The organism is Streptomyces canarius, from assembly GCF_014650735.1.
Lineage (GTDB): Bacteria > Actinomycetota > Actinomycetes > Streptomycetales > Streptomycetaceae > Streptomyces > Streptomyces olivaceoviridis.
This window is the reverse complement of sequence record NZ_BMVN01000007.1, coordinates 1-14,447: the sequence shown is the minus strand read 5'-3', so window position 1 is coordinate 14,447 and position 14,447 is coordinate 1. Positions and strand designations below refer to the sequence as shown.

Sequence of the window (14,447 nt, the reverse complement as noted above, 5' to 3'; positions counted from 1 at the left end):
AAAGTGGAGGCATGACTGCTACCCCCCTCCGCGTCGGTCTGATCGGCTACGGCCTCGCCGGCTCGGTCTTCCACGCCCCGCTGATCGCCGCCACCGAGGGCCTCGCCCTGGACACCGTGGTCACCTCCCAGCCGGAGCGGCAGCAGCAGGCCCGCGCCGAGTTCCCGGACGTGCGGATCGCCGCCACCGCCGAGGAGCTGTTCGGCCGCGCGGACGACCTGGACCTGATCGTCGTCGCCTCCCCGAACAAGACCCATGTCCCGCTGGCCACCGCCGCCCTCAAGGCGGGCCTGCCGGTGGTCGTGGACAAGCCGGTCGCCGGCACCGCGGCCGAGGCCCGCGAGCTGGCCGCCCTCGCCGAGGAGCGCGGCCTGCTGCTCTCCGTCTTCCAGAACCGCCGCTGGGACAACGACTTCCTGACCATTCGGCGGCTCCTCGCCGACGGCGAACTCGGCGACGCCTGGCGCTTCGAGTCCCGCTTCGAACGCTGGCGCCCCCAGCTCAAGGGCGGCTGGCGCGAGTCCGGCGACCCGGCAGAGATCGGAGGTCTGCTCTACGACCTCGGCAGCCACGTCGTCGACCAGGCCCTGGTCCTGTTCGGCCCGGTCACCGAGGTCTACGCCGAGTCGGACGTGCGCCGCCCCGGCGCCCAGGCCGACGACGACACCTTCATCGCGCTCACCCACGCGAGCGGCGTCCGCTCCCACCTCTACGTCTCGGCGACGACCGCCCAGCTCGGCCCCCGCTTCCGGGTGCTGGGCTCCCGCGCGGGCTTCGTCAAGTACGGCCTGGACCCCCAGGAAGCGGCCCTGCGCGAGGGCAGCCGCCCCGGCACCACCCCCGACTGGGGCGCCGAGGACGAGTCCCTGTGGGGCCGTGTCGGTTCCGGCGAGTCCCCGCTGACCGGCGGCGGCACTCCCGTACCGACCCTCCCCGGCGACTACCCCGCCTACTACGCCGCCGTCGCCGCCGCCCTGCGCGGCGACGGCCCCAACCCGGTGACCGCCCTGGAGGCAGCCGCCGCGCTCGACGTACTGGAAGCGGCCCGCAGGTCCGCCCGCGACAAGGTGACGGTGACCCTCTGATGCAGCACCCGCAGATCACCCCGAGGACCACACCCGAACTCACGCCGAGCCTGGAGGAGCTGGAGGCCCAGGAACGCCGGCTGGTCTTCCGGCAGTTCACCCACGACGACGCCTGGGTGCTCGGCTCCCTCCTGGTCGGGCTGGCCCGGGAGCGCCAGGCCCCGGTCGCCATCGACATCCACCGCGCCGGCCAGCAGCTCTTCCACGCCGCGCTGCCGGGCTCCACCCCGGACAACGACGCCTGGATCGCCCGCAAGCGCCGGGTGGTGGAGCGCTACGGCGCCGCCTCCTACCTGGTCGGCGCCCGCTTCCGCGCCAAGGGCACGACGTTCGAGGACTCCTCCCGTCTCGACCCGGACGTGTACGCGGCCCACGGCGGCTCCTTCCCGATCACGGTCGAGGGCGTGGGCGTGATCGGCGCGGTGACCGTCTCCGGACTGCCCCAGCTCCAGGACCACCGGTTGGTGGTGGAGGCGCTGGAGGAGTTCCTGGGCCGTTCGGCCGACTGAGCGAACGGCGGGAATCCGGCCGGGACGCCCTCCGGTTGGCAAGGTGAGAGGCCGTGGGATCACGGCGCGGACCACCACCGGAGGGCTCACATCCGATGACCGCTTCACTGAAGGAGACCGTCGGCCGCCACGGCGTCTGGAGCGTCGAGCTGCGCTCGGAGGACCCGTCCCGCCGCGGCGAACTGGACGAGGCCGCCGCCGAGCTGGAGGAACTCGGGTACGGCGCCATCTGGCTGGGCGGCAGCAGCACCGTCGACCACGCGGCCCCGCTCATCGGCGCCACGCGACGCGTCGTCGTCGGCACCAGCATCCAGAGCGTCTGGCAGCGGGACGCCGCGACGACGGCGGCCGGCTTCGCCGAGGTGGAGGCGGCGCATCCCGGCCGGTTCGCGCTGGGCCTCGGCGTGAGCCACGGCCCGCTGGTGAAGGACTACCGCCGCCCCTACGCGGCCATGGTCGGCTACCTCGACGAGCTGGACGCGGCGGGCGTGCCCGCCGACCGCCGTCTGCTCGCCGCGCTGGGCCCGAAGATGCTGGGGCTGTCCCGGGACCGCGCGGCCGGCGCGGTCCCCTACCTGGTCACGCCCGAGCACACCGCGCAGGCCCGGGAGATCCTGGGCGACGGGCCGCTGCTGGCACCGGAGTTGAAGGTGGTCCTGGAGACCGACCCGGCCCACGCCCGCGAGACGGCCCGTGCCTACCTGGCCCGCTACCTGCGGTTCCCCAACTACACCGGCAACTTCCTGCGCATGGGCTTCACCGAGGCCGACATCGCGGACGGCGGCAGCGACCGTCTCGTCGACGCGGTCTTCGCCTGGGGCGACGAGACCCGTATCCGCGAGCGCGTCACCGCCTTCCACGAGGCGGGCGCGGACCACGTGGCCCTCCAGGTGGTCCGGGCGGACGCGGGCGACTCCCTCCCGAGGAAGGAATGGCGCACCCTCGCTTCGCTGCCGGCGTGAACCGACCGAGCGCTGCCGGCGTGAGCCGACCGGTGTCGGAAGCGTGGGGCCGTGTCGCTGACGCACGGCCCTACGGCCCCACGGCCCCGCCACGCGCGCGACCAACCCGAACCACCCGGCGCCGAGGGCGGATGCACGGCTCCCCGGCTCCCCGGCTCCCCGGCTCCCCGGCTCCCCGGCGGAGCGTCTACGCGTTCTTCAGTTCCTGCCGCTGCCGCCCGAGCCCCGCGATCTCCAGTTCCACCACGTCCCCGCCCCGGAGGTACGGCTTGGGCTCGGGCTGCCCCAGGGCCACCCCTGCCGGCGTCCCCGTGTTGATGACGTCGCCGGGGTACAGCGTCATGAACCGGCTCAGGTACCGCACGACCTCTCCCACGGGGAAGATCTGCTCGGCCGTCGTACCGTCCTGCTTCAGCTCCCCGTTCACCCACAGCTTCAGCGACAGCCGCTGCGGGTCCGGGACCTCGTCGGCCGTCACCAGCCACGGCCCGAGCGGGTTGAACGTCTCGCAGTTCTTGCCCTTGTCCCAGGTCCCGCCCCGCTCGATCTGGAACTCCCGCTCGGAGACGTCGTGCGCGACCGCGTACCCGGCGACGTGCGCGAGCGCCTCCTCGGCCGAGTCCAGGTAGCGGGCCGTACGGCCGATGACGACCGCGAGTTCGACCTCCCAGTCGGTCTTCGTCGAGCCCCGCGGCACCAGCACGGTGTCGTTCGGCCCGACGACCGTGTCCGGCGCCTTCATGAAGACCACCGGCTCGGCGGGCGGCTCGGCGCCCGTCTCGCGGGCGTGGTCGTGGTAGTTGAGCCCGATGCACACGATCTTGCCGATGCGGCCGAGCGGAGGCCCGATCCGCAGACCGGTGGCGTCCAGCGCGGGCAGTTCACCGGCCTCGGCCGCGGCCCGGACCCGGCCGAGCGCGGTGTCGTCGGCGAGGAGCGCGCCGTCGATGTCGTCCACGAGGCCCGACAGGTCCCGCAGGGTCCCGTCGGTGTCGAGCAGTGCGGGGCGCTCCGCCCCTGCCGTACCGACTCGCAGCAGCTTCATGGTCACCATCTCCCTCGATCGGCGGCGCCCGGCCGATGGGTGCAGCCATCGGAGGACTGGCCGATCCTCCAATCACGCCGTCCAGTCCACAAGACCCTGTTCACGTACTGGACTGTGACCAGGGACACAGGGTCGACGCCGACCGGTCAGCGGGACAGCAGGGACTGTTCCGCCGCGCTCCAGGCCGTACTGGTGACGACGTACAGCGCGGCGGCGAGCGGGACGACCGCCACGGTGACGAGCGTGAAGAAGGACAGGAACGGTACGGCCCGGTTGACCGCGCCGAGCCCGGGCACCTCGCCCCCGCCGCCGGCCGGTGCCGGCTGCTCGGCCAGTGTCCGCCGGGCGCGCCGGTAGTTGACGGTGGCGACGGCCGCGACGACGGCGAAGAGAGCGAGGTAGACCAGTCCGGCCGGGCCGAACACCCCGCCGTCCGCCAGCGCGTCGGTCCAGTGACCGCCGAGCGGGGCCGTGAACAGCCGGTGGCCGAGCAGGCCGTTGGCCTCGCCGCCGGTCGTGGTGCTGGAGAAGAGGTGGTAGAGGAGGAAGAACGCGGGCAGTTGGAGCAGGCTGGGCAGGCAGCCGGAGAGCGGTGAGACCTTCTCCTCGGCGTGCAGGTCGAGGACCGCCCGCTGGAGTCGCTGCGGGTCCTCGGCGTGCTTCTCGCGCAGTGCGGCGATTCTCGGCTGGAGCGCGGCGCGGGCGCGCCGGCCGCGGGCGGCGGCCCGGGACAGCGGGTGGACGAGGAGCCGTACGAGCGCGGTGAACAGGACGATCGCGGCGGCTGCCGCGGAGGCGTGGAAGAGCGGGGCCAGCAGGTCGGCCAGGTGCTCGACCAGGCGCGCGAAAACGGACATGGGTGAGCCCTCCGGGGGTCTCGTCGTGCCGGGAGCGACCGGAAGCGGCCGGCCATGAGGAACCGGGGCAACTGGTCATGAGGGACCGGGAACAGCCGGCCCTGTGGGGAGATCGGCAGGACGACCCGCGCGGGGTCACGCGCTGACGTGTGTGCGGACGTGCCCTACGCGGCGGTCGCCGGACCGGCGTGTCCGGGGGCTCTGGGCCGCCGCCGGCCGGGCGCGTCGGGATCGCGCTGGGGCAGGAAGGCGGTACGGCGGGCCCGGTCGCGTATCGCCGTGCGGACGCGCGTGGGCGGTACGGCGGGCACGCCGCGCGCGGCCAGCAGGGCGCAGGCGGCGAGCGTGGCGGCCGTGGTGGCGGTCGCGGCGAGGGCGACGGCGGTGGTGAGGCCGCCGGTGCCGAGCAGCGCGGCCTGGAGCAGCAGCAGGTGCCCGAGGAGCAGCAGGAGGGCGAGGGGACGCGCGGCGGCGACACGACCGGACATCAGCACTCCCCCCTCCGCGCCCCTCGTCCTGTGCGCACCACTGGTCAGTGTGCCGGTTGCGGCGGCTCGGTCTCCAGGGGCTCCAGCAGCCGCTTGGGCCGCAGCAGCGCCCTGCTGACCGGGTCCGCCGGCGCGGAGTCGAGTTCCGGCCCCGGCACCATGACAACGTCCGCGACCGGCACGAGAGTTCCGCACGCCGCGCACTTTCCGTACGGCTCGACCTCCCCGCCGCAGTCCGCGTGCCGGAAGAGCCGCAGCCGGTGCGCGTCGACGTGCTCGCGCCCCCAGTGGCCGAGGGCGCGCAGCACGGGCCACAGGGCGGCGCCGCGCTCGGTGACGACGTACTCGTCCCGGGGCGGGCTCTCCTGGTACCGGCGCTTTTCGAGGATCCCCTCCTCGGTGAGCGTGCGGAGCCGGGCCGAGAGGACGGCGCGCGGGATGCCGAGGTGGGCCAGGAAGTCGTTGTAGCGCCGGACGCCGTAGATCGCGTCGCGGACGACGAGCAGCGTCCACCGCTCGCCGACGACCTCCAGCGCGCGGGCGATCGAGCACTCCTGCGTCACATAGTCCTTGCCCAGTGCCATGCCCTCCACTGTAACCACTGACCAGACATAGGTTCAGTGAACGAACTTACGATGCTACGGTGGCCGGGAGAGGTCGGTTCACCGACCGAACTCGATAATCGGACCCCATGACCTCACGACAGGACAGGCCATGCCCCGGCTGGACTCCGCCACCTCCCCCTCCTCCCTGCGCCGGACCGGTCCCCGGGACGCCCCCGCACGCCCCCGCGCCACCCTCGCCCTGACCAGCGCGGCCACCGCAGTCGCCCTCATGACGTACACGGCCCCGATGGTCACGCTGCCGGACACCGCAGCCGCCCTGCACACCCCGGTGTCCTCCCAGGCCTGGCTGCTCAACGGCGCTCCCCTCGGTCTCGCCGCCCTCCTGCTGGTGGCCGGCAGCCTCGCCGACGACCACGGCCGCCGCCGGGTCTTCCTCGCCGGCACCCTGGCCCTCGGCCTCACCACCGCACTCGGCGCCTTCACCACGTCGACCTGGCAGTTCACCCTGGCCCGCGTCGCCCAGGGCGCGGCCAGCGCGGCCCTGCTGGCCAGCGCCCTCGGCCTGATCGTGCGCGCCTTCCCCGGCCCGCGCGGACGGCTGCACGCCACCGGGGTGTGGGGCGCCTTCGTCAGCGGCGGCATCGCCGCGGGGCCGCTGCTCGCGGGCGCGCTGCCGACCTGGCGGGTGGCCTACGGCGTCCTGGGCGCCGCCGCCCTCGTCGTGGCCGCGCTCGGCACCCGGGCGCTGGCCGAGTCACGCGCCCCGCGCGGCGGCCGGCCGGACGTCCTCGGCGCGCTCACCTTCGGCCTGGCGCTGGTCGCCCTGGTCGCCGCCCTGACGCTGGGCCGGGACGGCTGGCTGCGCGCGCCGGTCGGGCTGCTGTTCGCCGCGGCCGTCGTCCTGGTCGCCGTGTTCGTCGTGGTGGAGCACCGGACCGGCACCCCGATGATCGACCTCGGACTGCTGCGCCACGCCCCTTTCCTGGCCTCCTCGGCGGGCGGCCTGTTCACCGGCCTGGCCGTGATCGGCCTGTTCAGCTTCCTGCCGGCGCTGCTCCAGCAGTCGCTCGGGCTCTCCCCGCCGGCCACGGCCGCACTGTTCCTGCTCTGGTCCGGCCTGAGCTTCGTCGTCGCCCTCCAGGTCAAGCACCTGGCCGGCCGCGTCACCGCCCGCACCCAGCTCGCCCTGGGCTTCGCCCTGCACACGATCGCCATGGTCACGATGCTCGGCGCCGTCGGCGCCGGCTCCTGGACCCGGCTGCTGCCCGGCCTGGTCGTCGGCGGCGTCGGCAGCGGCCTGCTCAACGGCGCGCTGCCGCTGCTCGCCGTCGATTCGGTGCCGCCGCAGCGGGCCGCGATGGGCTCCGGCGCCCAGCAGACCTTCCGCTACATCGGCTCCTGCGCCGGTGTGGCCCTGACCATCGCCGTCGCCACGTCGGGCGGCAGCCTGGCCCGGGGCACGAACATCGCCCTGCTGGTGTCGGCGGGGCTGGCGGTGGCGGGCGCGGTGAGCGTGCTGGCGCTGCGGGAGCGGGCGTGAGCCAGGGACGGGCGTGAGCCAGGGACGGGCGTGAGCCAGGGACGGCCGTGAGCCGGGGACGTTGTGGCGGGTCCGGTTCACCTGGGCCGCATCGACACCAGCTTCCCCCAGACCACCAGCCGGTACCGGGAGGTGAACTCCGGGGTGCAGGTGGTCAGGGTGATGTAGTAGCCGGGTTCGTCGTACCCGTACCCCGGCCGGACGAGCGAGCGCGGGACGGACCGGACGACCGCGGAGTCCGTGGGCGAGGTGCGCGGCAGGATCCGGTCGACGTCGTAGGTGTACGTCGCCGTCCGCGTCTCCACCTCGATGGCGTCCCCGCGCCGCAGCCGGGGCAGGTACCGGAACGGCTCACCGTGCGTGTTCCGGTGCCCGGCGAGCGCGAAGTTACCGGCCCGGCCCGGCTGTGCCGTCCCGCGGTAGTGGCCGACGTACCCCCTGTTCAGTACGTCCGCCTTGCTCACGCCCTCGGCGACGGGGACGCGCAGATCCAGCCGGGGGATGGTGAGCACGGCGTACGCCTGGGAGCGCCGGGGCAGCGCCGCGGGGGTGTACGGGCGCCGGGCGGCAGGGGAGGCACCGGAATCCCCGGTCCGCACGGCGGAGGGCACACCGGAACCGCCGGGAGGACCGCCGGCACCGCCCGTCGTACCGCCGTCCGCGCTCGTCGTACCGTCGTCGCCGGCCGCCGTACCGCCGCGCCACTCCCGCTCCAGCGCGGCCACCTTCCGCTCGGCGCCGCGCCGGGCCTCCCGGTTGGTCCACCACATCTGGTGCGCGACCAGCAGCAGGAGGACCAGCCCGGCGGTCACGAGCACCTCGCCCCCGCCCCACAGCACCCGCCCGTACCGGGCGCGCCTGCGCCGATCGCCGTGCCGTACGACCCGCACACCCGCCGCAGCCCGCATCCGCGCCCACCTCCACCGGAGCCGCCCGCACGATAGGCGCAGCGCCTCCAACTGGCCAGAGAGAGAAGGCCCGCAGCCCGGAACCGGGCTTCTTCCACGGGTTTGAGAAAGGCTCGTCGCAACCCTCGACAACGCCGTCCGGCACCCCGATGCTTCCTGTGGCACGCCGGGGGGACGAGGCGGCACCGCTTCCAGGAACGCGGTGCCGGAGCCGCACGGAGAGGCAGCGAACGACCCATGATCCGACGCAGAACACTGCTGGCCGCCGCGGGCGGCGGCCTCCTCGGCGGCGTGCCGGCCACGGGCACGGCCCGGGCGGACGCGGCGATCGCCGTCGACCCGTCCACGACCTACGGCACCTGGGAGGGCTGGGGCACCTCCCTGGCCTGGTGGGCGAACGTCTTCGGCGCGCGGGACGACTTCGCCGACATCTTCTTCACGACCAGGAACACCACGTACAACGGCACGTCCCTGCCCGGCCTGGGCCTGAACATCGCCCGCTACAACCTGGGCGCGTGCAGCCGGAACAGCGTGAACGGCGCCTCGATGGCCGTCTCCCCGAACATCCCCTCCTTCAAGTAGATCGAGGGCTACTGGCAGGACTGGACGAACGAGGACCCGGCGTCCGCGGCCTGGAAGTGGACGGCGGACGCCACCCAGCGGGCCATGCTCGTGAAGGCGGCCCAGCGCGGCGCGGTCTCGGAACTCTTCGCCAACTCCCCGATGTGGTGGATGTGTTCCAACCACAACCCGTCCGGCGCGGCCGACGGCGGCAACAACCTCCAGTCCTGGAACCACCGCCGGCACGCCTCCCACCTCGCCGCGGTCGCCCTGTACGCGCGGCAGCACTGGGGCGTGGACTTCGCGACGGTGGAGGCCTTCAACGAGCCCTCCTCGTCCTGGTGGACGGCGACCGGCACGCAGGAGGGCTGCCACATCGACGCGGGCGTGCAGGCGTCCGTACTGCCGTACCTGCGCAGCGAGTTGGACAAGCGCGGGCTGACCGGCACGCGGATCTCCGCGTCGGACGAGACGAGCTACGACCTGGCGCGCACCACCTGGAACTCCTTCCCGGCCACCGCGAAGGGCTGTGTCGACCGGGTCAACGTCCACGGCTACCAGGGCTCCGGAGGCCGCCGCGACCTGCTCTACACGGACGTGGTCACCACGGCCGGCAAGGCCCTGTGGAACTCGGAGACCGGGGACGGCGACGCCACCGGCCTGACGACGGCGAGCAACCTCCTGTACGACTTCCGCTGGCTGCACCCCACCGCCTGGGTGTACTGGCAGGTGATGGACCCGAGCCCGGGCTGGGCGACGATCGCCTACGACCCGGGCACCCTCCAGCCGGGCGCGGTGCAGACGAAGTACTACGTCCTGGCCCAGTTCACCCGCCACATCCGCCCCGGCATGACGATCCTGGACACCGGGGTGAGCCATGCGGCGGCGGCCCTGGACCGGCCGGCGAAACGCCTGGTGATCGTCGCCGCGAACACCTCGTCCTCGGCCCGGACCCTGACCTTCGACCTCTCCCGCTTCACCGCCGTGACCGGCGGCCCCGGCGGCCTGGTCCCCCGCTGGAACACGGTCACCACGGGCGGCGACCGGTACACGGCCCGCTCGGACACCCGCCTGAACGGCACGTCGGTGTCCGTCCCGTTCGAGGGGAAGTCGGTGCAGACGCTCCAGATCGACGGCGTCACCGTGTGACGGTCATGGCAGGGGAAGGGCGTCCTGGCAGCCGTCGGGACACGCGTACCGACCCGACGGCCCCCTCCCCGGCGGCCCACCGCGCCTCACGTTTGTCACGTCCCGGCAGTACGGTGTCCCCCATGCGCCCCGACACGCCTGCCGAGAACGTCGACCACACCGCCGAAGCGGCACGCCTGGAGCGGACCGCCGGCCTGTACCCCGAGGACGCCGAGACCCTCCTCCTGCGGGCGGCGGCCCACCTGGAGCTGTCCGGCGACCGCCCCGCGGCGACCGCGCTCTACGACCGCCTGCTGTCGTCCGCCGACGGGCTGGACAACCCCGCCCTGGTCCGCGCCCTGAAGGCGTCGAACCTGTGGGAGTACGGCCATGAGGCCGAGGCGAGGGCGATCATCGAGGGCATCCGCACGACGGCGCCCCGGGACCCGGCCCCGTGGGTGATCGTCGCGGAGGCCCTGGAGTCCCACGACGAGTTGGAGGCGGCGGCGGAGACGTTCGGCGAGGCCGCGGACCTCCTGCTGCCGCACTCGCCGGAGGAGCCCCCTCCCGCCACCCACCCCCTCCTCTACGGCCGCCACCGCGTCCGCCGCATGCTGGGCCTGCCGCACGACGACCGGGACACCCTCGCGGACACCCTGCACACGTCCCCGGTCTCCCTGGACGAACTCCACGACCCCAAACGCGTGTGGTCCCTGGGCTCGGACAACCCGGCGGAACTGGCGGCGGAGATCTCCCGCCTCCGCGCCGAGCTGGGCGCCTACCGCGAGGCCCTCTCCCGCCCGTTCCCGGTCGCGATCCTCCACTGGCCGGCCCCGGAACTCTCCGAGCTCCTCTCGGCGTACCCCACCCTCTCCTCGGAGTACCCGTCCCACACCGACCACTTGTCGACCATAGAGTCCTCCCTGCGCGAGCTGTCCGCCTCGGGCACGCCCAACCTGGGCATCGTGACGGGCACGGTCCCGTCGTACGAGGCGTTCGCGGCGTCGGAGGGCACGTCCCCGACGGACCCCACGCTGCTCCCCCAGTACGCGACGACGCTGGCGGCACGGGGGCGGGCGGTGGCTTGGCCGCCGGGGCGGGGGGCGGGGTGTTGGTGTGGGACGGGGGAGCAGTATGGGGAGTGTCACGGGATTCGCTAGTCCCGATACCGAGTGGCTTCTTTCAGATCACCGAATGACGTCTGACGGGGTGCGTGACTCAGTTGCCGCACCCCATCAACGGTGCGTCACGACACTTCATCCTGTCTCAGCTAGTGAGGCCGGGGAATGCCACCTCGATAATCTTCAGAAGTTCACGGGCTCCGTCAGCATCCAGCTGGATACTTTGACTAATTTTGTCCGGAATCTGCCGATCGGACGATCCATAGGTGTCTAGCTGGAGCACGCGCTGGTCACCCACCTCGAAAGACCTGTAACCGCAAACCACAGGACCGTGCAGTCTCTGAACGTCGGACGAGACCGCCTGAAACGCCTTGATCAAAGCCATGCGCTTACTCTCGCACATCGACCTACCGAGAGGCCATTGTTTCTGGGTCACTCGACTGCAGTTGAGATTTTTCGCAGCGTCGGTCGGCAGGCTCACACAAAGCCAACCGCGACAGCCCATCTGGCGCGGACTGGAGAACGATCCCAGGCGTCTGATGTCACGGTGGCGCCAGAATTATCGCTTATATCCGAGTAACCAATAATGACGGTCTATAGATAACATCTTAGATGGTTTCGCCATCGCTCGCTCAGCAGCCAGAAGTGGTGAGGCTGCCTGCCGCAAAGGCAGGCAGCCTCACCACTGCAACCACATACATGAATGATCCCGGTACTGGCTACCCAAACGCCTGCCCTGCGCCCTAGCGCATGCACCGCCTCGCACCGCAATCGACCAACAGAAAGGGACCGCTCTCACAGCCAGGTCTCGCTCCCGCCTCGCAGAGTCGCCTAGATATCCACTCCAACGGTTTTTCGATCGAGAAGATCGCGTAGCTCGGGTAGCGACTCCTTTACAGCTACCCACCTCTCCCAGGCGTCACTGACAGACATCTGCTGATACAGGGGGCTGGGGAGGCTTTGAAAAGGATACTTTCCAGCAGTTGTTGACCTATGAGCCGCCTCACCACGCCCGGCAGCCAAACTACCCAGCGCCGCAACAAGTGTTGAGCATTCCTCCTTAATCAAGGCCTTACTGAAACCCAGCGGCTCAAGCAAGCGACACAAGTCGGTATCGGATATTCCGTGACTAGCACCAACGACCTCGTCACGATACCAGTTGCTCACATGTCCAATCAGCGTTCTTCGGTTCAGTATGGGAATGAACGACTCGTCAAGCGCGCCAACCTCCCCTCTGCGCGCCTTTTTATCATTCAACTGAAGTTTCTTCAGCTGCGTCGAGGAGGCGTAGAAATCTACAAAATGCCCTTTACGCTCCAGCAGGTTCCCAATATTGCGACGGAAATATATGGTAAGCGCATGTAAACAACGATGCTGCATCGAACTATCATCTTCACGAGCCCACCGAGCCAGGTACTCTAAACACTGAGTCTCTATAAATTCCTCCAACTCGGAGCTACATAGAATCAGAAAAGCCCTAACTCGAATTCTCACATTGTCAAAGTACTCATCCGTCAGTTCAATCGGGTCTGGAGAAATGGTGCCGTCATTCCGCATGATGCTCAACTCCCGAGCAACGGCGATTACATTCTCTTCGAGCGATGAGACCGCCTCCCATTCGCTCACCTAGGCCGCCTCGATGAGCTCTAGAACACTGTCAGGAAGTTTCGCCTGCAAGCCGGAGAGCGCCTCAAGGCGCCGCCCCCATGCACTAAATCGGGCGACAACAGCACGCGGAGTCTTTGTGGTACTGCTAACGGCATCCACAAATTCCCTCTCCTCTTCGCAGAGAAGCTGAAATTCGGCCTTTACATCCTCTGCATGCCCAAGCTGCCATTGCCTAAGTTCAGGGTCGATCAAGAAATGTATCTGCACATCAAAGATCGCCCTATTAAAGGGTCGCTCAAAACGTCCCCTTGAGAATTTACGACATACATCGTCACCAAAGATTTCCCGTGCGGCACTGATTGCATCGTCAAGCATGTCGGCGGCTTCTTTTACGCGCTCCCCTGAGTCATCGACCCAAGTTTGAGTAAGGGTTTTGGCTGTTCCATCGAGGAAGTTCTTGAGGTTCCCTTCGTAGGACTGCACTCCACAGTGGAACGCCAAAAACCTGAGAAGAAGCTCCGCATCAACCATGCGACGATCGGGCTTGCTTTTATTTAGAAGCGAGCGCAACGCAAGGCTGGCGCCGGAGCGTTCGTCAACAAAATCCATGAACTTGCCAGGGAAAAGCGCTTGGCGTAGCTCTTGCGGGGAAAGGCGCAGACTACCTGAATTGAGACGGTAAAATACCGTGTAAAGGAAGTCTTGACTATGCCACTTACGAAGAAGCACAGCCCGAATGGTCGCATTCTCAAACCTTACAGCTTCGACCGGATATCCTTCCTGCATTTCTTCATAAGTTATCCCATTGAGCTTCTTGGTCTCAGTGAGGCCAGTCAGCTTCAATCGCTCGGGAAGCCACTCAATATCCCTCGGGTCAGACGGATCGGCGCAGAATTGCCGCAGTGCCAAGAGGCGCTGCTTTCCGTCAATCACCATGTATCGGCCAGGAGTATTCTGGTCCTCAGCCAGCACGATCTGAGGCACCGGATAGCGCTGCACCAATGACTCTATGTACCTGGACTTGGCAACTTTGGTCCACGCGTCGCGGCGCTGGAAGCTCGGGTTGAGGTCGATACGGCCTTTACGCATCTGGCTCACAACTGTCTCAACCGTCCAGTCGACCGTCGTAGTTGCAGCCTCATCGTCATCCCACGCGGAGAGATCTTGCTCGTCCTCGCCGGACTCATCGAGGTATTCATCCAAGTCAGTCATGGGGTGGAGTGTATCCGCCTAGGGACAGCATGAGCAGCCCCACCAACAGCCCTGCAGCGCACCAGCCTTGGCGTCGCCCGCGAGCCGCGACGCCCCGCTTGCACAGAGAGGATCTTTGAGAGGCTCCAAGTCCGCCAGGTTCCTCGTAGAACCTCTGCCGGGCAGCACGCGAGCCAAGGCAACGCGCCCGGCCAGCTGCCCGAGGCTGGACCCACCGGCAGTGGCCCAGACGGCGATCTGGATACCGCAGCCCGCGTTGCTGGACTCCCCGGAGCAGGGCAGACGCTACCTCAGCATCTGGCGATGCGCACCCGGCGGCAGGAGTGCCAGAGTGGGTGTTATGAGGACGCCAATTGGTATCCCATCAAGCCGGCGTAGTCGCGCTGACCGCCTGCTCCGAGATCCGTGGGCTGTTTGGTGGGCAAGTCACCCACGGTATGCCCGATCCGTGCGCCGGATCGCCCCCGCGCCGACGAGATCGCCGCACCGGACGGGCTGGTCTTCTTCATTGGGCTGCTGCGACTGAACGCGGCCAAGCCAGCCCGCCTGGTGTACTAGAAGCCAGACATCGACGTCACTACTCCACCTGCCACGTCGGTCTCGACAAAGTATGCAAATAGCTCGCGGCTAGCGCGCCCCGTAGCCGGAGTAAGCCGCCACTGAACCGGCCGATGTCGGCCCGACCCGCCCGAACCGCAGCCATGGGAGCCTTCTTCGAAAATACCGTAGGGCCACCCGACTTGAAAGGCGGTGGGCGCCGCGAGGAGTGGCGGCGCCCGGCATCCTCGTAGCATCTAGTGTCCTGCGCCGGTAGTCCGTCGTTAGATCTTGTATGAGTTCTCCTGCCGGGGTGCCGG

At 69.6% G+C, this 14,447-nt stretch carries 13 protein-coding genes and 1 pseudogene; 6 read left to right on the top strand and 8 right to left on the bottom strand.

The genetic code is table 11. From position 1 onward, the window contains the following. Window positions 1-11 precede the first annotated feature (11 nt). The 3 genes from IE294_RS12355 (at window position 12) to IE294_RS12345 (ending at window position 2,556) form a co-directional block, all read left to right on the top strand. Window positions 12-1,085: a Gfo/Idh/MocA family oxidoreductase gene (locus IE294_RS12355; protein ID WP_189885275.1), complete on the top strand. Its 1,074-nt coding sequence runs from the start codon at window positions 12-14 to the stop codon at window positions 1,083-1,085. Continuing rightward, window positions 1,085-1,594 carry a heme-degrading domain-containing protein gene (locus IE294_RS12350; protein WP_189885273.1) on the top strand — a complete coding sequence of 170 codons (510 nt, stop codon included), beginning with the start codon at window positions 1,085-1,087 and terminating at the stop codon, window positions 1,592-1,594. The genes IE294_RS12355 and IE294_RS12350 overlap by 1 nt, the downstream gene beginning before the upstream one ends. Before the next feature lie 95 nt (window positions 1,595-1,689). After that, window positions 1,690-2,556: an LLM class F420-dependent oxidoreductase gene (locus IE294_RS12345; protein WP_189885271.1), complete on the top strand. Its 867-nt coding sequence runs from the start codon at window positions 1,690-1,692 to the stop codon at window positions 2,554-2,556. Window positions 2,557-2,743: 187 nt separating this feature from the next. Here IE294_RS12345 and IE294_RS12340 read toward each other — a convergent pair whose 3' ends face one another. The 4 genes from IE294_RS12340 to IE294_RS12325 form a co-directional block, all read right to left on the bottom strand. Further along, on the bottom strand, window positions 2,744-3,601 hold the full coding sequence (locus IE294_RS12340; protein ID WP_189885270.1) for a fumarylacetoacetate hydrolase family protein: 858 nt from the start codon (window positions 3,599-3,601) through the stop codon (window positions 2,744-2,746). A 146-nt stretch (window positions 3,602-3,747) separates the two neighbouring features. Beyond that, window positions 3,748-4,458: a YidC/Oxa1 family membrane protein insertase gene (locus IE294_RS12335; RefSeq protein ID WP_189885268.1), complete on the bottom strand. Its 711-nt coding sequence runs from the start codon at window positions 4,456-4,458 to the stop codon at window positions 3,748-3,750. Between the two features lie 164 nt (window positions 4,459-4,622). Beyond that, entirely contained in the window at window positions 4,623-4,946 is a 324-nt protein-coding gene (locus IE294_RS12330) for a DUF6412 domain-containing protein (protein ID WP_189885266.1), read from the bottom strand. A gap of 44 nt (window positions 4,947-4,990) precedes the next feature. Continuing rightward, on the bottom strand, window positions 4,991-5,530 hold the full coding sequence (locus IE294_RS12325) for a winged helix-turn-helix transcriptional regulator (RefSeq protein ID WP_373315811.1): 540 nt from the start codon (window positions 5,528-5,530) through the stop codon (window positions 4,991-4,993). Between the two features lie 130 nt (window positions 5,531-5,660). Here IE294_RS12325 and IE294_RS12320 point away from each other — a divergent pair, with 130 nt between their 5' ends. Continuing rightward, on the top strand, window positions 5,661-7,052 hold the full coding sequence (locus IE294_RS12320) for an MFS transporter (protein ID WP_189885264.1): 1,392 nt from the start codon (window positions 5,661-5,663) through the stop codon (window positions 7,050-7,052). Window positions 7,053-7,129: 77 nt separating this feature from the next. On the opposite strand, the gene IE294_RS12315 is transcribed toward IE294_RS12320, so the two are convergent. Then, the gene (locus IE294_RS12315; protein WP_189885262.1) at window positions 7,130-7,960 is read right to left on the bottom strand and encodes a class E sortase; all 831 of its coding nucleotides are present in this window, start codon (window positions 7,958-7,960) and stop codon (window positions 7,130-7,132) included. Between the two features lie 237 nt (window positions 7,961-8,197). On the opposite strand from IE294_RS12315, the pseudogene IE294_RS12310 reads away from it, so the two are divergent. Continuing rightward, window positions 8,198-9,670: pseudogene (locus IE294_RS12310) on the top strand (glycoside hydrolase). 122 nt (window positions 9,671-9,792) lie between these two features. Further along, on the top strand, window positions 9,793-10,809 hold the full coding sequence (locus IE294_RS12305; protein WP_189885260.1) for a tetratricopeptide repeat protein: 1,017 nt from the start codon (window positions 9,793-9,795) through the stop codon (window positions 10,807-10,809). A gap of 106 nt (window positions 10,810-10,915) precedes the next feature. On the opposite strand, the gene IE294_RS12300 is transcribed toward IE294_RS12305, so the two are convergent. From IE294_RS12300 to IE294_RS12290, 3 genes are all read right to left on the bottom strand, one after another. Continuing rightward, entirely contained in the window at window positions 10,916-11,155 is a 240-nt protein-coding gene (locus IE294_RS12300) for a hypothetical protein (protein WP_189885258.1), read from the bottom strand. Window positions 11,156-11,601: 446 nt separating this feature from the next. Continuing rightward, on the bottom strand, window positions 11,602-12,396 hold the full coding sequence (locus IE294_RS12295; protein ID WP_189885256.1) for a hypothetical protein: 795 nt from the start codon (window positions 12,394-12,396) through the stop codon (window positions 11,602-11,604). Beyond that, window positions 12,397-13,590, bottom strand: coding sequence for a DUF262 domain-containing protein (locus IE294_RS12290; RefSeq protein WP_189885254.1), 1,194 nt, complete (start codon window positions 13,588-13,590; stop codon window positions 12,397-12,399). Window positions 13,591-14,447 lie beyond the last annotated feature (857 nt).